This window comes from Amycolatopsis sp. lyj-23, from assembly GCF_046549135.1.
Taxonomy (GTDB): domain Bacteria; phylum Actinomycetota; class Actinomycetes; order Mycobacteriales; family Pseudonocardiaceae; genus Amycolatopsis.
This window is the reverse complement of the sequence record NZ_JAJPWN010000006.1, coordinates 212,257-235,374: the sequence shown is the minus strand read 5'-3', so window position 1 is coordinate 235,374 and position 23,118 is coordinate 212,257. Positions and strand designations below refer to the sequence as shown.

The following is a 23,118-nucleotide window of genomic DNA, read 5'->3' as shown; positions in this document are numbered from 1 at the left end:
CTGGTGTGAAGAGCGAAAGGAGAGCACCATGACGGTCATGGCTGACATCGAGCATCCCGCCGATTCGGGCCCCCTGACGGTGCAGGACCTCGAGGGGATGCCGGACGATGGCCGACGTTACGAACTCATCGACGGGGTGCTCATCGTGAGCCCCGCGCCCGGTCGAAGACACCAGAAGGTCGTGATGATGCTCGCGAGGGTTCTCGAGGACGCATCCCCGGCTGAGTACGACGTGCTCGTCGCGCCGTTCGCGGTGCACTCGGGTGACAAGATCGAGCTCCAGCCGGACGTCCTGGTTGGCTTGGACGAGGACTTCACGGACAAGGACCTCCCGGCGCCACCAGTGCTGGCGGTCGAGGTGCTGTCGCCCAGCACGGCGCTCTACGACCTGAATCTCAAGAAGGCGGCCTACGAACGGCTCGGGACCGGCAGCTACTGGGTGATCGATCCGGAGGAACCCGAGCTCACCGTGTTCGAGCTGGACGAGGAGGGTCACTACCACCAGGTGGCCAAGGCGGCGGGCGACGAGGTCTTCGAGGCAGAGCGGCCCTTCTCGGTGCGGATCGTGCCACGGGAGCTGCTGGGCAGGCTGGCCTGACCCCTCCTCAGCGGTCCCGGAGCCGGGGTGCGCCGCGGAGCTGGGCGTGCAGCTGCCGGTGGCGCAGCTCCTTGCGGAGCCGGTCGAGCACCGCGTCGAACAGGGCCGGCGGGAGGATCGCCGTCTGCTCGAACTGCCTCCGTTGCGGCGGCGCCGGCTCGAGTTTGCCTCGCGGTGCGTAACGCTGCACCGAGCTTTCGATGCCGCCGCCGGTGACCAGGTCGACCCAGAGGGCGTCGCGCAGGTAGCCGTCGCCGAAGCGGGCCGAACGGCGGACCGTCACTTCCGCGATCTCCGGCCAGGGCACTAGGCGTGTGCTGAGCGTGCCTGCGGGCAGGCGGAGGCCCTCGTTGCCGATCGTGAGGTCGCGCAGGCCCTCGAAGCCGCGCTTGAGGTCGCGGGCGCGGGAGACGCGGTAGGCGACGACAGCGGCGAGCACGGTCGCCGCGTAGGCGCCGCCGATCAGCCACGGCGAGAGGCCGCGCACGAGCCCGGTGGCGAGTGTCGCGCCGAACCCGGCGTCGGCGAGGACGAGCAAGCCGACGAGGACCTTGACCGGCGTGGTGACGCGGGGCGGGGACTCGGACAACGGGACGGCTCCTGAGGCGGGATGGGTCAGGGATTGCCGATTATCCGGTCCGCCCGGATGAACACCGCGACCCGTCGCTCTTCGGCCATGACGCGGTCGTACTCGGCCCAGTCGTCATGGGTGCCGGTGGCGGCGGTGAAGACGTCCCGCAGCAGCTGCGGCAGGCCGGCGGGGTCGAAGCCGGGATCGGGATCGTCGGGCCCGATGAGGTGGGTGGCCCCGGTGACCGACAGCCAGTTCCAGCCGCGCCGGAAGGTGAGGGTGGCGTGCCCGGCCCGCCGCAACAGCCCGAGCTTGTGCGCCCGCCCGACGGCGACGTAGGCGACCCCCGGGGCCCCGGTCACCGGATCGTCGAAGACCCCGGCATTGACGACCGAGGCGTGCACGGTCCCATCGGCCCGCGTCGTGGCGACGGTGGCGAGGCCGTGCTCCTGCAGCGACAGGGTCCGAACCTGCTCCAGATCAGCGCTCATGGGCCCAACCTAGCCCGTCGAACCGGCTCTGTGCCCGGTTCTCACGAGCCGGGGTGGGCCCGGCTCCGCGGGCCCACCCCGTCGCGAACTAGCCGCGGTCGATCACTCGGTGGGCGTTGGCGAGCCGTGCGTGCCGGGCCTTCGCGAGTGCCTCGAACTCGCCGGTGCGGTCGTCGATCGTCCGCCGCTGGTAGGCGGTCTCGACCGCCAGCCACGTTCCGGGTAGCCCCGTCCGGGTGCGGCACGCCAGGTCCGCCTGGGCGGCCGCGATCTCCTCCGGCGTCGGCTCGGGAGCGCTCCACCGGACGTCGTCGTTGGCCGCCCACACGTCGGTGTACCGCCGGCCCGACTCCGCCATGCACCCGCGCCACCCGGCCATCGCGCGCTGCACCCGCTCGTCGGCCTGCGCGGCGAGGTACACCTCCCGGTCGAGCTGGGCGAACGCCTCGCCCGGCATCGCCGCGGGCACGCCTTCCTCCAACCGCCGCCGGGCTTCGCCCAGGCAGCCGCCTTCGGGTACCGGCTGCCCGCCCACCGCCGACGCACCCTTGCCGGTGTAGACCATCAGCACGTCCAGCGGGGGCTGCGGCTTCGCCGGCCGGTCCGGCGGCTGGGCGGCGTGGTAGCCGAGCCGGGCGACCTCGGCGGCGTCCACGATCCCGTACCTCCCGGCCGCCGCCGGCCGGGAGGTGTCCACCGCGTCGTCCGCCGGCGGTGCCCAGCGGTGGCCGAACCGGGCCAGGCAGTCGCGGGCCAGCAGTGAGGTGGCCCGCTCGATCACGTTGACCTCGGCGGCGGGGTGCCGGTAGGCGTCGAACGGCAGCACGATGTCCGCGCCCGACGCGACCGTCCGCACCGGCCCGAGGGCCGGGGGCCCGGAGCCGGGGTCACCGCTCGCCGCCAGGGCGACGCCGCCGGCGAGCGCCGCCAAGGCGACCGCCAGGACGATCCGCGTCGGGTTCACCGCGAACCCCCTTCCCGGTCCGCGCTCACCCGTAGTAGGTGCCGCAGGCGATGTTGAAGTGGTGGGAGTTCATCACGTCGTTGGCCACCCAGCCGTCGTGCGTGTCGCCGGAAAGCCGGACGTCGGCGAAGTTCCGGACCGTGCCGCTCGAGCGGATGGTGAAGCACGATCCGCGGTACTGCGAGTTGTAGTAGACCGCGATCGGGGAATTGGTGTCCATGTTCTCCATGGAGCTGACGTTGTTGTACGTGCCGTCGCCCGCCCACAACGGGATGCTGGTGCCCGTGTACCGCAGGCTGCCCCAGTTGGCCTGGCTGTTGAAGTTCTCGAACTTGTAGCCGCCCAAGTTCGAGTTGGAGTACATGCACGCGTACTGGGCCCGGCACGTGGCCTGCGCGGTGCCGGCCGTGCCGAGCGCGGTGCCCGCCGCGACGACCACGGCGGCCACGACTGCGGTTGCTGTCTTCATAATTCCCCTCTCGCCGAGCAGCCGGTCGGTTCCGGTGCTCGGGAGGGGAACTCGTCACGCGGCGGAGCGGTTGAGGCGGCCGCGGCCGATTCACCTGAACGGTCGAAACGGGCCGGGCCCGCGGGCCCGGCCCGTCAGCTCAGCAGGTGCCGTTGTCGGTCCACACTCCCCACTGGCCCGTCGTTCCCGGCTCCTCGCCCTGCGTCCACCACTTCGCCGTCCACTTGTGGCCGTTGTGGGACACCACGTTCCCGCCCGTGTACACCTGCGTCGCGCTCCACTCCGGGTCCGTGCACGTGCCCGGGTTCGTCGTTCCGCCCGTGTCCCAGGCCACCTGCGTCGACCGGTAGAAGTTGATGCCCTGGGCCGCCCAGCGCGGGGCCTGGGCGCCCAGGCGGGTGCGGAACGCCGTCCAGTCGTGCGTCGACCACGGGGACCAGCCCAGCTCCGCGTGGGCCGGCAACCGGGGGAACGCCAGGTAGTCCACATCGGACGGCGTCACCACCGTTTCCGACCACAGCGGGGATTCCACGCCGCGGACGGCCGCTTCGCCCACGCCCGACAGGTACGCTCCCGGGTTCCAGTTGTACGCGTCCTGGACCTCGATGTAGCCCGCCCACGACAAGCCGATCGGGGTCGAGCTGTTGTACTTCATGTCCAGGTACGCCTTGTTCGCCGGCGACAGGATCACCTTGCTGCCGCGGGAAACCGCCGTCGAGACGCCCGCGTCCGACGTGGTCGTGCCCCAGAACTGCGGGGTGGCCGACGTCGGCAGGGACGCCTTCGCGATGTCGTGCCAGCCCACCACCGACTTGCCCGTGGCCGCCACCAGGGGCAGGACCTTGTTGACGAACGTCAGGTAGTCGGCCGACGACGTCGACGAAGCCTCGTCGCCGCCGATGTGGAGGTACGGGCCCGGGGTCAGCGCCGCCAGTTCGCGCAGGACGTCCGCGATGAACGTGTACGTGATGTCCTTCGAGATGCACAGCGAGCTGTACCCGACCTCGGTGTCCGTGCGCAACGCCGGAGCCACTCCGTTGCAGTTCAGCTCCGCGTACGACGCCAGCGCCGCGTTCACGTGCCCCGGCATGTCGATCTCCGGGATGATCGTGATGTGCCGCGATGCCGCGTAGTTCACGATGTCCGTGTACTGCGCCTTCGTGTAAAACCCACCTGCGCCGCCGCCGACCTGGGTGCTGCCGCCGACCGTCGTCAGGCGCGGCCAGCTGTCGATCTGGATGCGCCAGCCCTGGTCGTCCGCCAGGTGCAGGTGCAGGTTGTTGATCTTGTACTGGGCCAGCTGGTCGAGGTACCGCTTGACCGTCGACACCGGGTGGAAGTGCCGGGCGACGTCGAGCATCGCGCCGCGGTAGCCGAAGCGCGGGTAGTCGACGATCGTCGCCCCCGGGATGCTCCACGGCCCGGGTTGCGCGGACGAACTCTCGATCCGGCCCGGCAGCAGTTGCCGCAGCGTCTGGACGCCCGCGAAGAGGCCGTCCGCGGTGGTCGCCCGCAGCGTGACCGAGGACGCCGTCGACACCAGCTGGTAGCCCTGCGCGCCGACGGACGCGGGCGCGCCGCTCAGCAGCAGTGCGATGCTGTCGGACGGCACGGACGCCGGCGCGTCGGACACCGGCAGCGCGAAGCCGGTCGACGGCCGCAGCACGCCGGCCAGGTAGTCGCCGACCTGTCGAGCCGCCGCCGAACCGGCTTCGGTGACGATGGAAGTCGTCGAGACCAGCGGGAACGCGACGCCGGCCGCCGGGGTCACCGAGACCGGCACCGGCACGATCGACTGCAACGCGGGCGTGGCCGCCGCGGCCGGCGTGACCTGGGTACTGGCGCCCGCCAGGGCCAGCACGGCGAGCGCGCGGCCGAGGCGCGTCAAGGTTTTCTCCACCGGGGACCTCCTGGCGTGAAGGGCGCGACCTCGCCGTCGCGCCTGCCGGGATCGTCGCACTTCCGGCGGCCATGGTCTAGACCAGTCTGGGTGGTTAAGCTCGCGCGGTGACGCGGGACTTCGTGCCGGGATCGCCGTTCGCGCTGCTCTCGGAGGCCGAAACGGCCGCCTGGTACGCCTACATGAAGGTGCACCTGCGGCTGGAGTACGAGCTGAACCGGCAGCTGCGCGCCGACAGCGGGATCTCGCTCGCCGACTACCACGTGCTGGTCGCGCTGACGAGCGAGCCCGGCGGCCGGATGCGGGTCACCGACCTCGCGATCCGCATCGGCTGGGAACGCAGCCGGCTGTCGCACCACCTCAAGCGGATGCGGGACCGCGGGCTGGTCGAGACCGGGACCGCCGCCGACGACCGCCGGGCGACCGAGGTCGCGCTGTCGGAAGCGGGCTGGGAGACCCTGCGGCGGGCCGCGCCGGACCACGTCGGCTTCGTGCGCGAAGCGTTCCTCGACGCGCTCGGGCCGGACGAGCAGGCGCAGCTGACGACGCTGCTCGAACGCGTCTACGACACGCTCGTCGAAAAAGGCAGCTTGCCTCGGCCGAACGACCATCCCTGACACTTACGTGACATGTCACGTAATATGGCGGCGGACCCGAGGAGGACGCGCATGGCGACGGTGGCCGAGCTGATGGAAGCCAATCTGCTCAAGGTGTTCAACGAGCGCGACGACGAGCGCCGCGCGAAGGCGATCGCCGAGACGTACGCGGCCGACATCGAGTTCGCCGACCCGGACGGGGTCACGAGCGGCCACGAAGAGCTGAACGCCAAGGCCCGCGGGCTGCTCGAACAGTCACCCGGCTTCGTGTTCTCGCCCGACGGCCCGGTGCTCGTCAACCACGACCTGGGCCACCTCGCCTGGCAGCTCGGCCCCGAAGGTGCGCCGCCGGTCGCCCGGGGGATCGACATCGCGCTGGTCGAAGACGGCGTGATCAAGAAGCTCTACACGCTGTTGCGGCCCGCCTGAGTACTACGCTCGGTGGCATGTTCGACGAGCTGACGTTCCCGGTCGTCGCCGCGCCGATGGCCGGCGGTCCCACCACCCCGGAGCTGGTCGCCGCGGTGTCCGAGGCCGGTGGCTTCGGCTTCCTCTCCGCCGGCATGCTCACGCCCGCGGCGCTGACCGCGCAGGTCGACCGCACCGCCGAGCTCACCGGACGGCCGTTCGGCGTCAACCTCTTCGTCCCGCAACCGGACACCGGCGCCGACATCTCGGGCCACCAGGCCCGGCTGGCCGAGTTCGCCCGCGAGTACGACGTCGAGCTCGGCGAACCGAAGTGGGACGACGACCACTACCCCGCGAAGCTCGACATCGTGCTCGAGAAGCGTGTTCCCGTGGTGTCGTTCACCTTCGGCCCGCCGACGCCGTCGGACGTGGTGCGCCTGAAGGACGCCGGCAGCACGGTCGTCATCACCGTCACCACGCCGGAGGCCGCCCACCGGGCCGCCGACCTCGGTGCCGACGCGCTCGTCGTCCAGGGTTTCGAGGCCGGCGGCCACCGGAGCCTGTTCACCGACGACCCGCACCTGCCCGGCGGCGGCGCGGAATACGGCGTGCTCGCGCTGCTGCGGCTCGTCGCCGCCCGGGTCGACCTGCCGCTGATCGCGGCCGGCGGGCTGGTGCACGGCGCCGACGTCGCGGCCGTGCTCGCCGCCGGGGCCGTGGCTGCCCAGCTGGGCACCGTCTTCCTGCGCGCGGACGAAGCCGGGACGTCGGAGGCGCACCGCAAGGCCCTCGCCCTCGCCGAGCGCGAGACGGCGTTCACCCGCGCGTTCAGCGGCCGCCCGGCGCGCGGGCTGGTCAACAGGTTCATGGACGCGCTGTCCGAGGGCGCGCCCGCCGCCTACCCGCAGCTCAACCACCTGGCCGGGCCGGTGCGCAAGGCGTCGGCGAAGGCGGGCGACCCGGAGGCGATCTCGCTGTGGGCGGGGCAGACCTACCCGCTCGCCTACGACGCCTCGGCCGCGGTGATCATCGAGCGGCTGAAGGTCGAGGCGCGCGAAGCCGCCGCGCGCCTCGACCGGATCCGCTAGCGCTCCCGGTTCAGGAGCGAGTGCCGCCGGCTGTACAGGAAGTAGATGAGCAGGCCGATGACGAACCAGCCGGCGAACCGCAGCCAGGTCGCCGGCTGCAGGAACGTGATCAGCCAGATCGAGAACACGATCCCGATCGCGGGCACCACCGGCATGCCCGGTGTCTTGAACGTCCGCGGCAGGTCCGGCTGCTTGTAGCGCAGCACGATCACCGCGACGCAGACGACGACGAACGCCAGGAGGATGCCGATGTTCGTCAGCTCGGCGGCTTCGGCGATCGGCAGCAGCCCGGCGATGATCGCGGACGCGCCGCCGAGGATCCACGTCATCCGGCTCGGCACCTGGCGCTTCGGGTTCGTCTTGCCGAACCACGGCGGCAGCAGGCCGTCGCGGCTCATCGAGTAGCCGACGCGGGTGGCGCCCATCAGGAAGGTGAACAGCACGGTGAGGATGCCGATGATCGCGCCGATCGCGATCACCGTGGCCAGCCCGGACAGGCCGACCGACTTGAACGCCGTCGAGAAGCCGCTCTTCGGGTCGATTTCGGTGTACTTCTGCATGCCGGTCAGCACCAGGCAGGCCAGCACGTACAGCACCATCGAGATGGCCAGCGAGTAGAGGATCGCCTTCGGCATGTGCCGCTGCGCGTCCTTGGACTCCTCGGCCGCGGTCGACATGGCGTCGTAGCCGAAGACGGCGAAGAACACGGTCGCCGCGCCGGTCACCGCGCCGCCGAAACCGGCGGGGGCGAACGGCGTGTAGTTGCCGGTCTTGACGTAGAAGAAGCCGACCAGGATGACCACCAGCACGATCAGGACCTTGATCCCGACCATCGCCGTCTCGAAGCGGGCGGCGCTGCGGATGCCGCGGTTGAGCAGGTACGCGATCAGCAGGCACAGCAGCGCGGCGAACAGGTCGACCTTGTGGCCGGGCCCGGTGCCGGGCGCGCCGAGCATCCACGCGGGCAGGTCGAGGCCGAGCTGACCGAGCAGGAAGCTGAAGTAGCCGGAGATGCCGATCGCCACCACCGCGACGATCGCGGTGTACTCCAGCAGCAGGTCCCAGCCGATGAACCAGCCGACGATCTCGCCGAGCACCGCGTAGCCGTAGGTGTAGGCCGAGCCCGCCTTCGGGATCAGGCCGGCGAACTCCGCGTAGGAGAACGCCGCCGCGGCGCTGGCGACACCGGCGATGAGGAACGAAATCAGCACGGCCGGGCCGACGCCGGGGATGCCCGCCGCGGAGTCGCCGTGCGCGACGCTGCCGGCGAGGGCGAAGATCCCGGCGCCGATGATGCCGCCGATGCCGATGGCGGTCAGCTGCCACAGCCCCAGGGTGCGTTGCAGGCCGCCGCTTTCCGGCGTGTCCTGGATCTGGTCGATCGGCTTGCGCCGGAAGATGCCGGAGCCGGCACCCGCTGGAGCGGACATCATCGTCTCCCGAAACGGTCGGTTGGAGGGCCCGGATCACGGGCCTTCGCGGAACCTACCGCCATCCGCGCGTGAAGACAGCGTGAGCCGCTCAGCCCGCCGCGGTGTCTTCGCTCACGGCCTGCGGTGCCGTCGCCGCCGCCCGCTTGGCCTGCGTCGTCCGGACCGCGCCCGCCGCGAAGTAGGTGAGCAGCTCGGCGATCTCCACCGGGTCGTCCAGCTGCGGGCAGTGCCCCCAGTCCTCGCGGACCAGCAGCCTGCTGTGCGGGACGAGCGTATGCAGCTGCCGCCCGGACGCGGCGGTGACGAGCTTGTCCTTGCCGCACGCGACGACCAGCAGCGGGACCTCGACCGAGTCGAGGCGGTAGGCGTCGGCGAGCTCGGCGACGAGCTGCCGGGCCTCCTCCAGCCGGCTCTTGGTCGCCCGGTAGTCCGGGAAGAGCGCGGTGAAGCGCTGCACCTGCACGGCGTCGGCCACGCTCGAGTCGGCGTACAACAGCCGCGGGACGAGCTGCTCGGCGACCTTGCGCACCAGGAACCCCGGCACCGGGACGGGCAGGGACGAGTACAGCCGCAGCGGCAGCGGGTACCGCGCGACCGCGCGGATCAGCCACGAGTCGACGAAACCCGGCGCCGCGATGGACACCACCCCGCAGATCGGCAGCCGGCTGTTCTGCGCCGCGCGCAGGCTCATCGTGCCGCCGAGGGAGTTGCCGGCCAGCACGACCGAGCCGAGCACGGCCTGTTCGCGGACGACGGCGGTGGTGAACGCGTCGAGCTGCGGGAGCATCGGGCCCGGCCGCAGCGGCTGGGCGTCGCCGAACCCGGGCAGATCGACCGCGACCGCCGGGATCCCGGCGGCCGCGAGCTGCTCGAGGGCGGGGCGCCAGGTGTCGGCGCTGTCGCAGTAGCCGTGCAGGAGCACCAGCCGCGGGGCCGATGGCTTGACGTGCGGCGCGGCCGCCCGGCGACGCAGGGAGCGCCGGGGGACCTCCGGCTCGGGGGCGGTGTCGCCGACCTCGAGCACGCGGGTGCGGACGCCGGCGTAGCGCCGGAAGGAGACCCGGATCGGCGTCTCGTCACTGGGCCGGCCGCCCGGTTCAGCCGGCGCGGGCCGCTTCGTCGCGGTCATGACTACAGATTACCTGGCCGCAGTGGGCTTTTGGTCGAATTTCGGTGCTAACGACCAGGTCTCGAAGTGAAGACGTCAAAAATTCACGAGGTGGCCGAGCCGGGCGGAACCGGTGATCCGCCCAGCTCAAGCGGGGTCTAGCGGGTGAAGACGATCTTGCCGGCGGTGTCCCCGTCGAGCATCGCGCGGAAGCCCTTGGGCGCCTCGGAAAACGGCAGTTCCGCGCCGATCTGCGGCCGGACGCCGGTCAGGTCCAGGTAGGCGAGCAGGTCCGCGAGCTCGTCGCGGGTGCCCATGGTCGAGCCGGCGACGCGCAGCTGGAGGAAGAAGACGCGCTGCAGTTCCGCGTGCGCGTCCGGGCCGCTGGTCGAGCCCGAGACCACGATGATCCCGCCCGGCTTGAGCGACTTGACCGAGTGCGACCAGGTGGCCTTGCCGACCGTCTCGAAGACGGCGTCGACGCGTTCGGGCAGCCGCGCACCCGACTCGAACGTCCCGTGCGCGCCGAGGCTCTCGGCCAGCGCGCGCTTCTCTTCGGTGCGGCCGGTGACCCAGACGCGGAACCCGGCCGCGCGGCCGAGCTGGACCAGCGCCGTCGAGACACCGCCGGAAGCGCCCTGCACGAGCATCGTCTGGCCCGGTCGCAGCCCGGACTTCACGAACAGCATCCGGTAGGCGGTCAGCCAGGCCGTGCCCATGGTGGCGGCTTCGGCGAAGCTGAGCGCGGCCGGCTTCGGGACGACGTTGCGGGCGGGCACGACGACCTGGTCGGCGAAGGTGCCCTGGTGCTTCTCGGTGAGCAGCGTGCGCTTCGGGTCGAGGGTGTCGTCGCCCTGCCAGCCCGGCGCGTTGATCACCGAGTGGATGACGACCTCGGAGCCGTCGTCGAGGGTGCCGGCACCGTCGCAGCCGAGGATCATCGGGAACTGCTCCGGCTTGATCCCGACGCCGCGCAGCGTCCAGAGGTCGTGCATGTTGAGGCTGGCCGCCTTGACGTGCACGCGGACCCAGCCGTCGGGCACTTCGGGTTCGGGGCGCTCGCCGACGACGAGCGACTCCAGCGGGCTGTCGGCGTTGGGTTCCTGCGCGTAGACGGCGAACATGTCCAGCAACGTACCGCCCCAGAGGCGCGTCGGCAGCAGACCGCGCGTAGGCTCACACCGTGTTCAACGGGCTTGCCGACTGGTGGGACGGGGTCGAGCTGTGGCTCGCCCAGGCCTGGTTCCCGGTGCAGTTCGTGCTGGTCATGGTGGTCGTCGTGCCGCTGTGCCTCGCCGCCGCGTGGGTGCTCGACAAGGTGGTCGGGCTGTTCGCCCGCCGGCTGGCTCCGGGGAGTGACGACGAGTCCGCCGACGGGTCGGCATAGGCTCGCGAACCATGTTCAACCGAAGGCGGATCACCGCCGCGCTGATCGGGCTCCTCGTGCTGGTGCTGGGGGGCTGGCTGGTCAAGGACGTCGTCAGTGGCGGCTCGTCGTCGCCCGCCCCGAGCGCCTCGTCGAGTGCGAAGAGCAGCACGCCCGCGAAGGGCGGCGCCGCCGTGCCGGGCGCGGACTCCGGGTTGCCGGTGAAGGCGCTTTCCGCGCTGCCGCCGCAGGCGTCGGACACGTGGAAGCTGATCGAAGCGGGCGGCCCGTACCCGTACCCGCGCAACGACGACGTCGTGTTCGAGAACCGCGAGAAGCGCTTGCCCGCCAAGAAGTCCGGCTATTACCACGAGTACACGGTGAAGACGCCCGGCAGCGCCGACCGCGGTGCACGGCGGATGATCACCGGGCAGGCGCACGAGCTGTTCTACACCGGCGACCACTACGCGTCGTTCGTCGTCGTGGACCCGGCCCGATGAGCGCGGGCGAGCAGGCGAAAGCGGCCGCGGAGGAGGCTTTCGCCCGGGGCGCGTACCCGCACCTGGTGAACTCCCGGCCCACCGTCGACAAGGCCGGCACGCTCGAGGCCTTCGCCGAGGCACTGTCCTTTCCGGACTACTTCGGCCACAACCTCGACGCGCTCTACGACTGCCTCACCGACCTGTCGTGGCTGCCGCCGGGCGAGCACGTGCTGATCTGGCCGGGCTCGGACGCGCTGCGCAAGGCCGAGCCCAAGACGTACCTGGCCATCCGCAGCGTGCTGTCGGACGCCCAGCGCGCGCTGGGCCCGAACGGCCGCAGCGCCGGTTCGTGGCGGCTCACGGTCGTGCTGCCGGACGCCTGATCGACGTCCCCGCGCGTTTGACCGTCCGGATCACCGGCGCGCTTTCGAGGGTCTGCACGCCGGGGATCCCGGCGACGCGCTCGGTGAGGTAGCGGTAGAGGTCGCCGCCGTCGCGGCAGGTGACCATGGCTGTCAGGTTCGTCGTGCCGGTGGTGGCGACGGCGAACGACGTCTCGGGGTGGCTCGCCAGCGTCTCGCCCGCCGCGGCCAGGTGCGCGGGCGAAACCGTCAGCCACAGCCGCGTCTCGGACCGGAAGCCGAGGCGGGACGGCGAGACGTCGAGGTGGTAGGTCAGCGTGCCGTGCCGCCGCAGCACGTCCATGCGGCGGCGCACGGCGCTGTCGGACCAGCCCGTCGCTTTCGCCAGCGCGGTGTAGCTCGCCCGGCCGTCGACGGCCAGCGCGTCGAGGAGCGGCTGGTCGCCGGGGTCCGGCGGGAGGCCGGGGCCGGTGGGTGCCGGCGGCCGCAGCCGGCCGACCTGCGCGGAGGAGAGGCAGTGCAGCGCGCCCCACCCGTCCGGGAGCGCGAACGTGTGCAGCAGTTCGTGCGCCGAGACCGCGGTGACGCGGTGGGCGCGCGGCAGTTTGTGCAGCAGCAGGTCGTCGCGGCCCGCCGTGTCCGGCGCGTGGACGGTGCAGGAGATCTCGGTCCCGCCGGAGAGCAGGTGGACCCAGGAGACGTCGGGGCGGCCGGCGAGCGCGTCCGCGACGGCGGCGCCCGCGTCCGGCGTCGTCCGCAGCCGCAGCGTCCACGTCGTGTAACCGGCTTCGCCGCCGCGGACCGCGCCGGTGACCCGCACGACGCCGGCGGTCCGCAGCCGCTGGTAGCGGCGGGCCACGGTGTTCTCCGAGGCGCCGAGCACCTGGCCGAGCGTGCGCATCGGCGCGCGGCCGTCGAGCTGCAGCGCGTGGAGCAGGCCGCGGTCGACGTCGTCGAGCGTGACGGTTTCCATGCCCTCAGCGTAGGTGATGACGGTATCCGGCGGACTTGTCGACTCTTCTGGTGGTGTTCGGCGCACCGGCCGCAGCCTTCGGGGCACACGAAGGGAGTTTCGATGCGCAAGTGGTGGCCGTTGGCCGTGGTCTGCGGCGGCTCGTTCCTGTTCCTGCTGGACACCACCGTCGTCACGGTGGCGCTGCCCCGGATCGGGGCCGGCCTGGCGGCGTCGACCGGGCAGCTGCAGTGGGTGCCGGACGTCTACACGCTCGTCCTGGCGGTGCTGATGCTCGCGGCGGGCTCGCTCGCCGACCGCGTCGGCCTGCGGCGGGTGTTCCTCGGCGGCCTCGCGGTGTTCGGCCTGGGCGCCCTGGCCTGCGGGTTCGCCGCGGACATCGGGACGTTGATCGCCGCCCGCGGGGTGCAGGCGGTCGGCGGCTCGGCGTTGGCCGTGACGGGCTTCGCGTTGCTGACCGCGTGCTACGAGGGGCGGGCGCGGGGGACGGCGATCAGCGTCTTCTTCGCGGTGAACGGGCTCGGCGCGGCGGCGGGCCCGGTCGTCGGCGGGGTGCTGACCGAGTACTCCGGCTGGCCGGCGATCTTCTTCGTCAACGTGCCGCCCGCGGTGGCGACGGCGGTGTTCGCGCTGCGGGCGTTGCCGCGGGACACCCCGGTCCGCCGTGGCCGGTTCGACGTGGCAGGCGCGGTGTGGTTCGCGGTCTTCGCCGCGAGCCTGGTGCACGGCCTGACCCTGGGCGGCTCGGGACCGGTCGCGGTGGGCGCGCTGGTGGTGTCGGCGATCGCACTGGTCGGGTTCGTGGTCGTGGAACGGCGCCGGGCCGAGCCGGTGCTCGACCTGCGGCTGCTGCGCGACGGCGGGTTCTCGACGCTCATCGCCTGCGTGGCGGCATCGACGCTGACGTTCGCGGCGCTGGTCTACATCTCGCTGTGGCTCGGGCTTTCGCGGTCACCGGTCGCGGCCGGGTTCGCGCTGGCGCCGCTCGCGGTGACGTCGTTCCTGACTTCGACGCTGCTCGGCAAGGCGCTGCACCGGTTCCCGCCGCGGGTCCTGCTCGGGACCGGGGTGCTGGTGGGCGCGCTCGGCTGCTTGTCGCTGCTGGTCGTGGCGATCCCGCTCGGGCTGGCGGTGACCGGCGTCGGCGTGGGCGTCGCGGGTCCGGCGACGGGCGCGGCGATCGCCGCCGCGGCGCCGCCCGGGCGAGCCGGGATGGCCGCGGGGATCCTCACGACGACCCGGCAGTTCGGGCAGACGCTCGGGGTCGCGGTGCTCGGGATCGCTTACCAGGCCGGGGGTTTGCCGCCGGTGTACGTCGTCGCCGCGGGGTGCGGCGGGGTGACGGGCCTGCTCGCGCTGCTGCCGCGCCAGCGGGCCCGCGTCCCGGCTTAGTCCTGCGGGACCCAGTTCGGCTTGCGCTTCTGGGCGAAGGCCAGGATGCCCTCCTGGCCTTCCTCGCTCGCGAAGAACCTGGCCGAAAGGCCGAGCATCTCGTCGAAGCCGTCCGACGGCGTGGCCGGGCGGGGGCGGCTCAGCAGCGCCTTCGTCTCGGCCAGCGCCTTCGGTCCGCCCGCGGCCAGCGCCTTGACGTACCGGGCGACCTCGCCGTCGAGGTCCTCGGTCGCCGAGTTCAGCAGGCCGATCTCCACGGCCCGGCGGGCGTCGAACGTGTCGCCGGTCAGGAACAGCTCGTGCGCCGCGCGGGGGTTGAGGCGCGGGAGGACGGTCAGCGAGATGATCGCCGGGACCACGCCGATGCGGACTTCGGAGAAGGCGAACGTCGCGCCCGGCACGGCCACGGCGATGTCGCACGCGGCCACCATGCCGATGCCGCCGGCGCGGGCCGGGCCGGCCAGGCGCGCGACGACCGGCTTCGGGCTGGTCCACAGCTGGTCGAGGATCTTCGGGAACTCGTTCACGCCCTGGTTGCCCGCGCCGGCCCCGCGGGCCTCCTTCAGGTCCATCCCCGCGCAGAACACCGGCCCGGTGTGGGTCAGCACGACCACGCGCACGGCGTCGTCGGCGGCGGCCCGGGTCAGCGAGTCCGAGAGTTCGCGGCGCAGCTGCGCGGAAAGCGCGTTGCGGTTGTGCGGGGAGTCCAGGGTGATCGTGGCGGTGCCGCCCACCACGTCGTAGTGCACCAGTTCGTCAGCCATGTCCGACACCCTTGCACATCGACCCCGCACCGCCGGTGTTACGCGGGGCACAGCCAATCAGCCTCACCCCGCCGAGCGGCGGCGGCCGGGGAGAAGTGCTGCTTCAGCGTGAACGCCTGCGGCGTCGGTCCGTGGACCCGCAGGTGCTTGATCTTCGTCTCGGCCTCCGCGGTGGTCGGCCGGTGGCCCGCGGGCACCCACCACAGCGCGGTCATCACGTCCTGGACGCGGTGGAACCACTCGCGGCGGCGCTTGAGGACAGCCAAGTGCTCGCCGGAGAACACGAAGTCCGCCAGCGCTTCCACCGACGTCCACACGGACATGTTGACCAGGATCCCCGACGTGCCCCGCACGTCCCACTCGAAGGCGCGGATCGAGGTGGCGTCACCGTCCTCGGTCTGCAGGCGCCAGACGAAGCCCGGCGCGCGGTCGGCGATCGCGTTCACCGGCTCCAACGCGTCGACGAAGTCGCGGAAGGACTCGTCATCGAGCGGTGCCTTCATCCGGCTGATGTTGACTTGGGCGAGTTCGAAGTTCCCCATGGGGTCACCCTACGGGTGTCACGCGGGCTGGCGGAGCAGTCCGCTGACGGCGCACGCGTACCGGGCGACGACCACGTCGGCCACTCGCGGGTCGTCCGCCAGCGGCTCCGCGATGAACGCCTGCGGATCCGCCTCGCGGGCCAGGCGGGCGATCCGGTCCGGCAGCAGACCCGGGGCCAGGAACCACGACGCGACGACCAGGTGCCGCGCGCCCCGCGTCCGCAACGCTGCCGCCGCGGCGGGGATGTCCGGCTGGGCGGCGGAAGCGAACGCCTCGCTCACCGGGACACCCAGGCGCTCCTCCCAGCGGGAAGCCAGCGAAGCGACGACGGCGTTGGCGGCGGCATTCGACGAGCCGACCGCGCTGACGATGACCCCCGTCCCGCGGCGCTGGGGCGCGGCCCCCAGCCGGTCCAGGGCCACCGCCTCCAGGGCCGGGTCGGCGCCGAGGACGTCGGACGTCCGCACCACGAAACCCGGGCACGACGACACGACGTCCTCGATCAGCGCCGGCAGGTCGACGCGGGCGTGGAACGCGCTGCCCAGCAGGAGCGGCACGACCACCGCCGTCCGGTGGCCCACGGCGTACAGCGACCGCAGCACGTCCGTGACGAGCGGTTCCGAAAGGTCCAAAAAGGACTCGTGCACCGCGGTGCCCGGTGCCCGGGTGCGCACGACGTCGACGAGCGCCCGCACGGTCGCCGCCGAGCGGGGGTCACGACTGCCGTGCGCGACGGCGACCAGCGGGGTCACGAGAAGCGCTCACCCACCAGCCCGGCGGCCAGGGTGTCGCCGTCCTTCGGGTCGATCACCAGGAACGCGCCGGTGCGCGGGCTGACGCCGTAGTCGTCGACGCCCAGCTCCTCGGCCAGCCGCAGGGAGACGCGGCCGATGTCGTTGAGCTCCAGCGTCGACGGCGAATCCACACTGGACAGCGTCTGCTCGTCGAAGCGGGCGTGCAACTCGTCCACCAGCGCCTGCACCGTGCGGGTGCCGTGCTTGACCAGCAGGCGCGCCCCCGGCTTCAGCGGCTTGGACGACAGCCAGCAGAGCGTGCCGGTGATCTCGTCGGTGACCCGCGGCGGCGCGTCCGCGGCCGCGATCAGGTCGCCGCGGGAGATGTCGATGTCGTCGGTGAGCAGCAGCGTCACCGACGTGCCGGCGCCGGCTTCCTCGAGCGGGCCGTCCGCGGTGTCGATGCGCTCGACGCGGCTGCGGATGCCCTGCGGCAGCACGACGACCTCGTCGCCGGGGCGGACCGTGCCCGCCGCGATCTGGCCCGCGTAGCCGCGGTAATCCGGGTGTTCGGGCGTGCGCGGGCGGATCACGTACTGCACCGGGAACCGCAGCGCCGAGTCGTGCGGGTCGGGCGCGACCGGCACGTCTTCCAGGTGCTCCAGCAGGCTGGGGCCGGTGTACCACGGCGTCCGCTCGGAGCGGGTCGCGACGTTGTCGCCCTCCAGCGCCGACACCGGGATCGCGAGCACCGAGCCCCGCGCGTACCCCAGGGAAAGAGCGTGCTCGGCGAACTCCTCGGCGATCACCGTGAAGGTGGTCTCGTCGTAACCGACCAGGTCGATCTTGTTCACCGCCAGCACCAGCTGCGGCACCCCGAGCAGGGCCAGCACGGCCGCGTGCCGCCGCGTCTGCTCGATCACGCCCTTGCGCGCGTCGACCAGCAGCACGGCCAGCTGCGCGGTGGACGCGCCGGTCACCGTGTTGCGCGTGTACTGCACGTGCCCCGGCGTGTCGGCCAGCACGAACGACCGCTTCGGCGTGGCGAAGTACCGGTAGGCGACGTCGATGGTGATGCCCTGCTCGCGTTCCGAGCGCAGGCCGTCGACGAGCAGCGACAGGTCCGGTGTGGACAGTCCTTTGTCGACGGACGCGCGGGTGACCGCGTCGAGCTGGTCGGCGAGCACCGACTTCGTGTCGTACAGCAGCCGGCCGACCAGGGTCGACTTGCCGTCGTCGACGCTGCCGGCGGTGGCCAGGCGAAGCAGCGAACTCATCAGAAGTACCCCTCACGCTTGCGGTCTTCCATGGCCGCCTCGGACATCCGGTCGTCGGCCCGGGTCGCGCCGCGCTCGGTGAGGCGCGAGGCCGACACCTCGGCGATGACCTCCTCGACGGTGGCCGCGGTGGATTCGATCGCGCCGGTGCACGAGCCGTCGCCGACGGTCCGGTAGCGGACGGTCAGCTCCCGGACCTCTTCGCCGGGCCGCGGACCGCCCCACGGGCCCTCGGCCAGCAGCATCCCGTCGCGCAGGTACACCTCGCGCCGGTGCGCGTAGTAGATCGACGGCAGTTCGACCTTCTCGCGGGCGATGTAGTTCCAGACGTCGGCCTCGGTCCAGTTGGACAGCGGGAAGACGCGGACCTGCTCGCCCGGGCGGTGCCTGCCGTTGTAGAGGTTCCACAGCTCGGGCCGCTGACGCCGCGGCTCCCACTGGCCGAAGGCGTTGCGGAGGCTGAAGATCCGCTCCTTGGCGCGGGCGCGTTCCTCGTCGCGGCGGCCGCCGCCGAACACGGCGTCGAACTTGTTCTCCGCGATCGTGTCGAGCAGCGGCGTGGTCTGCAGCGGGTTGCGCATGCCGTCCGCACGCTCTTCGAGCCGGCCGTCGTCGATCCAGTCCTGCACCTTCGCGACGACCAGCCGCAGGCCGTGCCGCTCGACGACGCGGTCCCGGAACTCGATGACCTCGTCGAAGTTGTGCCCGGTGTCCACGTGCAGCAGCGGGAACGGCACCGGCGCCGGCCAGAACGCCTTGATCGCCAGGTGCAGCAGCAGCGTCGAGTCCTTGCCGCCGGAGAAGAGGATCACCGGCCGGTCGAACTCGCCGGCCACCTCCCGGAAGATGTGGATGGCCTCAGATTCGAGCGCCGCGAGGTTGTCCTGCGCCGCGTCGGTTGCGGGTTCCAATGTTGTCATGCGTCCCTCGGTGTCTGACATCAGCCGTGCAGTCCGCACTCGGTCTTGCTCTGCCCCGCCCACCGGCCGCTGCGCGGGTCCTGCCCCGGCTCGACGCGAGCCGTGCAGGGCGCGCAGCCGATCGACAGGTAGCCGATCGAAACCAGCGGGTTTTCGAGGATGCCGTGCTCGCGGATGTAGCCGTTGAACTCGTCGTCGGTCCACGCCGCGATCGGGTTGACCTTGACCAGGCCGTTGCGGTCGTCCCAGGTGACGATCGGGGTGTTCGCGCGGGTCGGGGCGTCCACCCGGCGGACGCCGGTGACCCACGCGGAGTAGTTGGCAAGGGTCTTGCGCAGCGGCACGACCTTGCGCAGGTTGCAGCACAGCGTCGGGTCGCGGTCGTGCAGCTTCGGGCCGTGTTCGGCGTCCTGCTCGGCGACGCTCTGCTCGGCCTGGGCGTTCACGATGCGGACGTCCGGGTACACCGTCTGCACGGCGTCGCGCGTGCCGATCGTCTCCGGGAAGTGGTACCCGGTCTCGAGGAACAGAACGTCCACATCGGACTTCACCTTGGTGGCGAGGTCGATCAGCACGGCGTCCTGCATGTTGGACGCGACGATGAAGTCGTCACCGAACGTCTCGACGGTCCAGCGCAGCGCTTCTTCCGCGGTCGCGTCGGCGAGCTCCTGCGAAGCGCGCTCGGCGAGGGTCTTGTAGTCGGCGGTGGCGGTCATCGGGAAACCTCCGGAAGGGACAGGCCGAGGAACTTGACCGAGAAAACCCGGCGACAGCCGGAACACAGCCAGCCGCCGTTCTCTTCCGGGCGCAGGTCCTCGTCGCCGCAATACGGGCAGTAGAACGGGGCCGCGCGCTCGTCGGTGCTCACTGGCGCCTCCGCGGGGAAGAGTGCGTCGGCGCTGTCACTGCAGCGCACTTTCCTCGGCCCGCGCGGCCCACTGCGCGAACCGTTCGCCGGGCTCGCGCCCCGCCGCGTAGTTGCGCACGACCCGCTCGACGTACCCGGTCAGCTCGCCGGAAGTCACCTTGTGGCCGCGCAGCTTCCGGCCGAACCCGGCGTCGAGGCCGAGGCCGCCGCCCAGGTGCACCTGGAAGCCTTCGACCTGGTTGCCGTCGGCGTCGGTGACGATCTGGCCCTTGAGCCCGATGTCGGCGGTCTGGATCCGCGCGCAGGAGTTGGGGCACCCGTTGAGGTGCACGCTGACCGGCGTCTCCAGGCCGTCCTGGATGTCGGCGAGGGACTTCTCCAGGTCGGCGACGAGCTGCTGCGCGCGGGCCTTCGTCTCGACGATGGCGAGCTTGCAGAACTCCAGCCCGGTGCACGCCATCACGCCGCGGCGCCACGGCGACGGCTTGGTCTCCAGCCCGAGCTCGGCCAGTTCGGCTTCGAGCATGGCGACCTGGGCCTCGGGGACGTCGAGCACGACGACCTTCTGCTGCGGGGTCAGCCGCACCCGGCGCGAGCCCGCCCGCTCGGCGGCCTTCGCGACGGCGACCAGCGTGCCGCCGGACGACCGGCCGGCGATCGGCGCCGCGCCGACGTAGAAGTTGCCGTCGACCTGCGGGTGCACGCCGACGTGGTCGATCGGGACGGCGGGGTCGGCCGGCGGCGGGCCGTCGATCAGCTCGCGCTTGAGGTACTCGTCCTGCAGCACCTGCCGGAACTTTTCCGCGCCCCAGTCCTTGACCAGGAACTTGAGCCGGGCCCGCGAGCGCAGCCGCCGGTAGCCGTAGTCGCGGAAGATCGAGATGACGCCTTCCCAGACGTCCGGGACCTCGTCCAGCGGGACCCAGGCGCCGAGGCGCTGCCCGAGCATCGGGTTGGTGGACAGGCCGCCGCCGACCCAGACGTCGAAACCGGGCCCGTGCTCGGGGTGGTCGACACCGACGAAGGCGACGTCGTGGATCTCGTGCGCCACGTCGGGCTGGCCGGAGATGGCGGTCTTGAACTTGCGCGGCAGGTTCGCGAACTCCGGCTTGCCGATGTAGCGGCGCTTGATCTCCTCGAGCGCGGGCGTGCCGTCGATCACCTCGTCCGCCGAGATGCCGGCGACCGGCGAGCCGAGCATGACGCGCGGGCTGTCGCCGCACGCCTCCATCGTCGTCATCCCGGCGTCTTCCAGCTTGGCCCAGATCGCCGGGACGTCCTCGATCCGGATCCAGTGGTACTGGATGTTCTGCCGGTCGGTGATGTCGGCGGTGTCGCGCGCGTACGCCTGCGAAATCTCGCCGAGCACGCTCAGCTGGGCGGTGGTCAGTGCACCGCCGTCGATCCGGACGCGCAGCATGAAGTAGCGGTCGTCGAGCTCTTCGGGCTCCAGCGTCGCGGTGCGGCCGCCGTCGATCCCCGGCTTGCGCTGGGTGTAGAGGCCGAACCAGCGGAACCGGCCGCGCAGGTCACCCGGGTCGATCGCGTCGAACCCGCGGTGGGCGTAGATGTTCTCGATGCGCGCCCGGACGTTGAGCGGGTGATCGTCCTTCTTCGACCGCTCGTTCGGGTTCAGCGGCTCCCGGTAGCCGAGCGCCCACTGGCCTTCGCCGCGCTTCTGCTTGGCCCGGGCGGGGCGGGCGGGGGTTTGGGGCGTGGCCATGGCGGCGTCCTCCGGGAGACGGGTGGTGGCGGCGGAGGACCACCGGCTCGCGGGGGTCCTCCCGCGCCGGCTGTCCAGGTTCGTGGCAGGTGGTGGCGATCGGGGAGTCAGCGAACGGGTACGCAGAGGGCGCTGGCGACCCGCAGGAGGTCGACGTGGCGGCGGGCCACGAGGAGAACACCGGCATGAGTCACGACGTCAGCGTGCCACGCGTCCACAATGTGGTCCAGGCCTGCCCGGATGGTGGGAGAAGGGTCACTCACCTGCGGAAACCATGTCAACCACCTCGGGCTGCCCACAGTTGCGCCGGTAAACCACTACAGATAAAGTACTTCAAACACAGTGGTTCGAAGAGGGGAACTGGGGATGCAGGTCAAGGGTTTCGGGGCGGGCTACCTGGTCGGCGACGTGGCGGCGACCACGCGCTTCTACGCGGACGTGATCGGCCTGCCGGTCACCGTGGAACTCGACTGGTTCGCCAGCGTCAACGCCGGTGCGCCGGGGTTCGAAATCAGCTTCGTGCAGCGCGGGCACGAGTCGATCCCGCCCGGCTACCGCGCGCAGGAGGTGTCCGGGCTGTCGTTCGGGCTCGTCGTCGAGGACGCCCACGCGGAGGCGAAGCGCCTGGAAGAGGCGGGCGTCGAGCTGGTGGCCCCGGTCGTCGACGAGGTCTACGGGCAGCGGCACTTCTACGTCGCCGACCCGAACGGCGTGCTGCTGGACGTCATCGAGATGATCGCGCCCGACCCGGAGTGGGCCGCGGCGAACCTCCCGGCGTCGTAACGGGTGCTGACCCGAACAGCCCCTTGAGGCCACCCAGCGTGGCGGGGTGGACAATTCGAGTGTGCCCCAGCTGCGTCCCGACCCCGCCACACCGATCGATCCGGCGTTGCCGGAGAGCGCGCTGGCGGGGCTCGGCAGCAGAGCGTTCGGGGTGTACGTGCACGTCCCGTTCTGCGCCACCCGCTGCGGGTACTGCGACTTCAACACCTACACCGCCGGCGAGCTGGACACGGGCTCGTCGCCGCAGTCCTGGCTCGACGGGCTGCGCCGCGAGCTGGAGCTCGCCGCGCGCGTGCTCGTCGTGCCGCCGGCCGCCGACACGGTGTTCGTCGGCGGCGGCACGCCGTCGCTGCTCGGCGCGGACGGGCTGCGATCGGTGCTCGACGCCGTCCGCGACGTCTTCGGGCTGGCACCCGGTGCTGAGGTGACGACGGAGTCGAACCCGGAATCGACGTCGCCGGAGTTCTTCGCGGGAATCCGCGAAGCCGGCTACACGCGGGTGTCGCTGGGCATGCAGTCGGCCGCGCCGCACGTGCTGAAGATCCTCGACCGCGTGCACACCCCGGGCCGCCCGGGCCAGGCCGCCGCCGAAGCGCGCGCGGCCGGGTTCGACCACGTGAACCTCGACGTGATCTACGGCACGCCCGGCGAGCGTCCCGACGACCTCCTCGCGACGCTCGACGCCGTGCTGGCCGCCGGGGTCGACCACGTCTCGGCGTACGCGCTGATCGTCGAGGAAGGCACGGCGCTGGCCCGCCGCGTCCGCCGCGGCGAGCTGCCCGCGCCGGACGACGACGTGCTGGCCGCGGACTACGAGATGATCGACGCCACGCTGTCCTCGGCGGGGCTGCGCTGGTACGAGGTGTCGAACTGGGCGGCCTCCGACGACGCCCGCTGCCGCCACAACCTCGGCTACTGGCGCGGGGACGACTGGTGGGGCGCCGGTCCGGGCGCGCACAGCCACGTCGGCGGGGTGCGCTGGTGGAACGTCAAGCACCCGGCCCGGTACGCCGCACTGCTCGCCGAGGGGAACTCGCCCGCGGGCGGGCGGGAGGTCCTGACCGACGACGACCAGCACCTCGAGCGGATCATGCTCGAGCTGCGCGTCGCGGACGGGCTTCCGCTCGACGTGCTGGACGAACCGGGGCTGGCCGAGGCGCGCGCGGCGGCGGCCGAGGGGCTGCTGGATCCGTCCGCATTGGACTCCCGGGGCCGGGCGGTGCTCACCGACCGCGGCCGGCTGCTGGCCGACGGGGTGGTCCGGCGCCTCGCCGGCTAGGGATTAAAACCGGGGACCGGGTGGTT

Annotated in this window: 28 protein-coding genes; 10 read left to right on the top strand and 18 right to left on the bottom strand. The window is 71.9% G+C overall.

What is annotated here, in order from left to right; translation table 11 throughout:
* Positions 1-28 precede the first annotated feature (28 nt).
* On the top strand, positions 29-598 hold the full coding sequence (locus ACLJPY_RS16970) for a Uma2 family endonuclease (RefSeq protein ID WP_410589573.1): 570 nt from the start codon (positions 29-31) through the stop codon (positions 596-598).
* A gap of 7 nt (positions 599-605) precedes the next feature.
* On the opposite strand, the gene ACLJPY_RS16965 is transcribed toward ACLJPY_RS16970, so the two are convergent.
* The 5 genes from ACLJPY_RS16965 to ACLJPY_RS16945 all read right to left on the bottom strand — a co-directional run bounded on the left by ACLJPY_RS16965 (position 606) and on the right by ACLJPY_RS16945 (position 4,993).
* Positions 606-1,187: a hypothetical protein gene (locus ACLJPY_RS16965; RefSeq protein ID WP_410589572.1), complete on the bottom strand. Its 582-nt coding sequence runs from the start codon at positions 1,185-1,187 to the stop codon at positions 606-608.
* A gap of 26 nt (positions 1,188-1,213) precedes the next feature.
* A complete protein-coding gene (locus tag ACLJPY_RS16960) occupies positions 1,214-1,660 on the bottom strand; it encodes a pyridoxamine 5'-phosphate oxidase family protein (protein ID WP_410589570.1) in 447 nt (148 codons plus the stop codon).
* 88 nt (positions 1,661-1,748) lie between these two features.
* Positions 1,749-2,624, bottom strand: coding sequence for a hypothetical protein (locus tag ACLJPY_RS16955; RefSeq protein WP_410589568.1), 876 nt, complete (start codon positions 2,622-2,624; stop codon positions 1,749-1,751).
* A gap of 25 nt (positions 2,625-2,649) precedes the next feature.
* Positions 2,650-3,093, bottom strand: coding sequence for a peptidase inhibitor family I36 protein (locus ACLJPY_RS16950; RefSeq protein ID WP_410589567.1), 444 nt, complete (start codon positions 3,091-3,093; stop codon positions 2,650-2,652).
* Positions 3,094-3,232: 139 nt separating this feature from the next.
* Complete coding sequence (locus tag ACLJPY_RS16945) at positions 3,233-4,993, bottom strand: family 20 glycosylhydrolase (RefSeq protein WP_410589566.1); 1,761 nt, start codon at positions 4,991-4,993, stop codon at positions 3,233-3,235.
* A 107-nt stretch (positions 4,994-5,100) separates the two neighbouring features.
* On the opposite strand from ACLJPY_RS16945, the gene ACLJPY_RS16940 reads away from it, so the two are divergent.
* The 3 genes from ACLJPY_RS16940 to ACLJPY_RS16930 are packed head-to-tail and all read left to right on the top strand — an operon-like array spanning position 5,101 to position 7,085.
* Positions 5,101-5,610, top strand: coding sequence for a MarR family winged helix-turn-helix transcriptional regulator (locus tag ACLJPY_RS16940; protein ID WP_410589564.1), 510 nt, complete (start codon positions 5,101-5,103; stop codon positions 5,608-5,610).
* Between the two features lie 51 nt (positions 5,611-5,661).
* On the top strand, positions 5,662-6,018 hold the full coding sequence (locus tag ACLJPY_RS16935) for a nuclear transport factor 2 family protein (RefSeq protein ID WP_410589562.1): 357 nt from the start codon (positions 5,662-5,664) through the stop codon (positions 6,016-6,018).
* A 17-nt stretch (positions 6,019-6,035) separates the two neighbouring features.
* A complete protein-coding gene (locus ACLJPY_RS16930) occupies positions 6,036-7,085 on the top strand; it encodes an NAD(P)H-dependent flavin oxidoreductase (protein WP_410589560.1) in 1,050 nt (349 codons plus the stop codon).
* Here the strand turns inward: ACLJPY_RS16930 and ACLJPY_RS16925 are convergent.
* The 3 genes from ACLJPY_RS16925 to ACLJPY_RS16915 form a co-directional block, all read right to left on the bottom strand.
* A complete protein-coding gene (locus tag ACLJPY_RS16925; protein ID WP_410589559.1) occupies positions 7,082-8,515 on the bottom strand; it encodes an amino acid permease in 1,434 nt (477 codons plus the stop codon). The genes ACLJPY_RS16930 and ACLJPY_RS16925 overlap by 4 nt on opposite strands.
* Before the next feature lie 91 nt (positions 8,516-8,606).
* Positions 8,607-9,647 carry an alpha/beta fold hydrolase gene (locus ACLJPY_RS16920; protein ID WP_410589557.1) on the bottom strand — a complete coding sequence of 347 codons (1,041 nt, stop codon included), beginning with the start codon at positions 9,645-9,647 and terminating at the stop codon, positions 8,607-8,609.
* Between the two features lie 137 nt (positions 9,648-9,784).
* On the bottom strand, positions 9,785-10,750 hold the full coding sequence (locus tag ACLJPY_RS16915) for a quinone oxidoreductase family protein (RefSeq protein WP_410589555.1): 966 nt from the start codon (positions 10,748-10,750) through the stop codon (positions 9,785-9,787).
* A 59-nt stretch (positions 10,751-10,809) separates the two neighbouring features.
* Between ACLJPY_RS16915 and ACLJPY_RS16910 the strand changes: the two genes are divergently transcribed.
* Genes ACLJPY_RS16910 through ACLJPY_RS16900 form a run of 3 tightly spaced genes read left to right on the top strand, consistent with a single transcriptional unit; the run spans position 10,810 to position 11,857 of the window.
* Positions 10,810-11,013: a hypothetical protein gene (locus tag ACLJPY_RS16910; protein ID WP_410569455.1), complete on the top strand. Its 204-nt coding sequence runs from the start codon at positions 10,810-10,812 to the stop codon at positions 11,011-11,013.
* Between the two features lie 11 nt (positions 11,014-11,024).
* The gene (locus ACLJPY_RS16905) at positions 11,025-11,492 is read left to right on the top strand and encodes a ribonuclease domain-containing protein (protein WP_410589554.1); all 468 of its coding nucleotides are present in this window, start codon (positions 11,025-11,027) and stop codon (positions 11,490-11,492) included.
* Complete coding sequence (locus ACLJPY_RS16900; RefSeq protein ID WP_410589552.1) at positions 11,489-11,857, top strand: barstar family protein; 369 nt, start codon at positions 11,489-11,491, stop codon at positions 11,855-11,857. The genes ACLJPY_RS16905 and ACLJPY_RS16900 overlap by 4 nt, the downstream gene beginning before the upstream one ends.
* Here ACLJPY_RS16900 and ACLJPY_RS16895 read toward each other — a convergent pair.
* The gene (locus tag ACLJPY_RS16895; protein WP_410589550.1) at positions 11,832-12,809 is read right to left on the bottom strand and encodes an Lrp/AsnC family transcriptional regulator; all 978 of its coding nucleotides are present in this window, start codon (positions 12,807-12,809) and stop codon (positions 11,832-11,834) included. The two genes, ACLJPY_RS16900 and ACLJPY_RS16895, sit on opposite strands and share 26 nt — an antisense overlap.
* A gap of 102 nt (positions 12,810-12,911) precedes the next feature.
* Here ACLJPY_RS16895 and ACLJPY_RS16890 point away from each other — a divergent pair, with 102 nt between their 5' ends.
* Entirely contained in the window at positions 12,912-14,201 is a 1,290-nt protein-coding gene (locus ACLJPY_RS16890; protein ID WP_410589548.1) for an MFS transporter, read from the top strand.
* On the opposite strand, the gene ACLJPY_RS16885 is transcribed toward ACLJPY_RS16890, so the two are convergent.
* The 9 genes from ACLJPY_RS16885 to ACLJPY_RS16845 form a co-directional block, all read right to left on the bottom strand.
* A complete protein-coding gene (locus tag ACLJPY_RS16885) occupies positions 14,198-14,965 on the bottom strand; it encodes an enoyl-CoA hydratase family protein (protein ID WP_410589546.1) in 768 nt (255 codons plus the stop codon). The two genes, ACLJPY_RS16890 and ACLJPY_RS16885, sit on opposite strands and share 4 nt — an antisense overlap.
* Positions 14,966-15,003: 38 nt before the next feature.
* On the bottom strand, positions 15,004-15,507 hold the full coding sequence (locus tag ACLJPY_RS16880; RefSeq protein WP_410589544.1) for a DUF3291 domain-containing protein: 504 nt from the start codon (positions 15,505-15,507) through the stop codon (positions 15,004-15,006).
* A gap of 18 nt (positions 15,508-15,525) precedes the next feature.
* The gene (locus ACLJPY_RS16875) at positions 15,526-16,260 is read right to left on the bottom strand and encodes a sirohydrochlorin chelatase (RefSeq protein WP_410589542.1); all 735 of its coding nucleotides are present in this window, start codon (positions 16,258-16,260) and stop codon (positions 15,526-15,528) included.
* Positions 16,257-17,519, bottom strand: a complete 1,263-nt coding sequence (locus ACLJPY_RS16870) for a sulfate adenylyltransferase subunit 1 (RefSeq protein ID WP_410589540.1) — start codon at positions 17,517-17,519, stop codon at positions 16,257-16,259. Before ACLJPY_RS16870 ends, ACLJPY_RS16875 begins: the two co-directional genes overlap by 4 nt.
* On the bottom strand, positions 17,519-18,439 hold the full coding sequence (gene cysD / locus ACLJPY_RS16865) for a sulfate adenylyltransferase subunit CysD (protein ID WP_410589538.1): 921 nt from the start codon (positions 18,437-18,439) through the stop codon (positions 17,519-17,521). The genes ACLJPY_RS16870 and cysD overlap by 1 nt, the downstream gene beginning before the upstream one ends.
* Positions 18,440-18,459: 20 nt before the next feature.
* Entirely contained in the window at positions 18,460-19,155 is a 696-nt protein-coding gene (locus tag ACLJPY_RS16860) for a phosphoadenylyl-sulfate reductase (RefSeq protein WP_410589536.1), read from the bottom strand.
* Complete coding sequence (locus ACLJPY_RS16855) at positions 19,152-19,307, bottom strand: Insertion element protein (protein WP_410589534.1); 156 nt, start codon at positions 19,305-19,307, stop codon at positions 19,152-19,154. Before ACLJPY_RS16855 ends, ACLJPY_RS16860 begins: the two co-directional genes overlap by 4 nt.
* 34 nt (positions 19,308-19,341) lie before the next feature.
* The gene (locus tag ACLJPY_RS16850; RefSeq protein ID WP_410589532.1) at positions 19,342-21,030 is read right to left on the bottom strand and encodes a nitrite/sulfite reductase; all 1,689 of its coding nucleotides are present in this window, start codon (positions 21,028-21,030) and stop codon (positions 19,342-19,344) included.
* Between the two features lie 107 nt (positions 21,031-21,137).
* The gene (locus ACLJPY_RS16845; protein ID WP_350310667.1) at positions 21,138-21,224 is read right to left on the bottom strand and encodes a putative leader peptide; all 87 of its coding nucleotides are present in this window, start codon (positions 21,222-21,224) and stop codon (positions 21,138-21,140) included.
* A 172-nt stretch (positions 21,225-21,396) separates the two neighbouring features.
* Between ACLJPY_RS16845 and ACLJPY_RS16840 the strand changes: the two genes are divergently transcribed.
* Both ACLJPY_RS16840 and hemW read left to right on the top strand, forming a co-directional pair.
* Entirely contained in the window at positions 21,397-21,813 is a 417-nt protein-coding gene (locus tag ACLJPY_RS16840) for a VOC family protein (RefSeq protein WP_410589530.1), read from the top strand.
* 61 nt (positions 21,814-21,874) lie between these two features.
* Positions 21,875-23,092, top strand: coding sequence for a radical SAM family heme chaperone HemW (hemW, locus tag ACLJPY_RS16835; protein WP_410589528.1), 1,218 nt, complete (start codon positions 21,875-21,877; stop codon positions 23,090-23,092).
* Positions 23,093-23,118 lie beyond the last annotated feature (26 nt).

Excerpts from the sequence above, each read along its gene's own strand:
- ACLJPY_RS16860 (WP_410589536.1), bottom strand. The coding sequence starts at position 19,155 with ATGACCGCCACCGCCGACTACAAGACCCTCGCCGAGCGCGCTTCGCAG.
- ACLJPY_RS16890 (WP_410589548.1), top strand. The coding sequence starts at position 12,912 with ATGCGCAAGTGGTGGCCGTTGGCCGTGGTCTGCGGCGGCTCGTTCCTG.
- ACLJPY_RS16895 (WP_410589550.1), bottom strand. The coding sequence starts at position 12,809 with ATGGAAACCGTCACGCTCGACGACGTCGACCGCGGCCTGCTCCACGCG.
- cysD (WP_410589538.1), bottom strand. The coding sequence starts at position 18,439 with ATGACAACATTGGAACCCGCAACCGACGCGGCGCAGGACAACCTCGCG.
- ACLJPY_RS16885 (WP_410589546.1), bottom strand. The coding sequence starts at position 14,965 with ATGGCTGACGAACTGGTGCACTACGACGTGGTGGGCGGCACCGCCACG.
- ACLJPY_RS16900 (WP_410589552.1), top strand. The coding sequence starts at position 11,489 with ATGAGCGCGGGCGAGCAGGCGAAAGCGGCCGCGGAGGAGGCTTTCGCC.
- ACLJPY_RS16930 (WP_410589560.1), top strand. The coding sequence starts at position 6,036 with ATGTTCGACGAGCTGACGTTCCCGGTCGTCGCCGCGCCGATGGCCGGC.
- ACLJPY_RS16960 (WP_410589570.1), bottom strand. The coding sequence starts at position 1,660 with ATGAGCGCTGATCTGGAGCAGGTTCGGACCCTGTCGCTGCAGGAGCAC.
- ACLJPY_RS16905 (WP_410589554.1), top strand. The coding sequence starts at position 11,025 with ATGTTCAACCGAAGGCGGATCACCGCCGCGCTGATCGGGCTCCTCGTG.
- ACLJPY_RS16880 (WP_410589544.1), bottom strand. The coding sequence starts at position 15,507 with ATGGGGAACTTCGAACTCGCCCAAGTCAACATCAGCCGGATGAAGGCA.
- ACLJPY_RS16935 (WP_410589562.1), top strand. The coding sequence starts at position 5,662 with ATGGCGACGGTGGCCGAGCTGATGGAAGCCAATCTGCTCAAGGTGTTC.
- ACLJPY_RS16915 (WP_410589555.1), bottom strand. The coding sequence starts at position 10,750 with ATGTTCGCCGTCTACGCGCAGGAACCCAACGCCGACAGCCCGCTGGAG.
- ACLJPY_RS16920 (WP_410589557.1), bottom strand. The coding sequence starts at position 9,647 with ATGACCGCGACGAAGCGGCCCGCGCCGGCTGAACCGGGCGGCCGGCCC.
- ACLJPY_RS16850 (WP_410589532.1), bottom strand. The coding sequence starts at position 21,030 with ATGGCCACGCCCCAAACCCCCGCCCGCCCCGCCCGGGCCAAGCAGAAG.
- ACLJPY_RS16950 (WP_410589567.1), bottom strand. The coding sequence starts at position 3,093 with ATGAAGACAGCAACCGCAGTCGTGGCCGCCGTGGTCGTCGCGGCGGGC.
- ACLJPY_RS16870 (WP_410589540.1), bottom strand. The coding sequence starts at position 17,519 with ATGAGTTCGCTGCTTCGCCTGGCCACCGCCGGCAGCGTCGACGACGGC.
- ACLJPY_RS16970 (WP_410589573.1), top strand. The coding sequence starts at position 29 with ATGACGGTCATGGCTGACATCGAGCATCCCGCCGATTCGGGCCCCCTG.
- ACLJPY_RS16840 (WP_410589530.1), top strand. The coding sequence starts at position 21,397 with ATGCAGGTCAAGGGTTTCGGGGCGGGCTACCTGGTCGGCGACGTGGCG.
- ACLJPY_RS16925 (WP_410589559.1), bottom strand. The coding sequence starts at position 8,515 with ATGTCCGCTCCAGCGGGTGCCGGCTCCGGCATCTTCCGGCGCAAGCCG.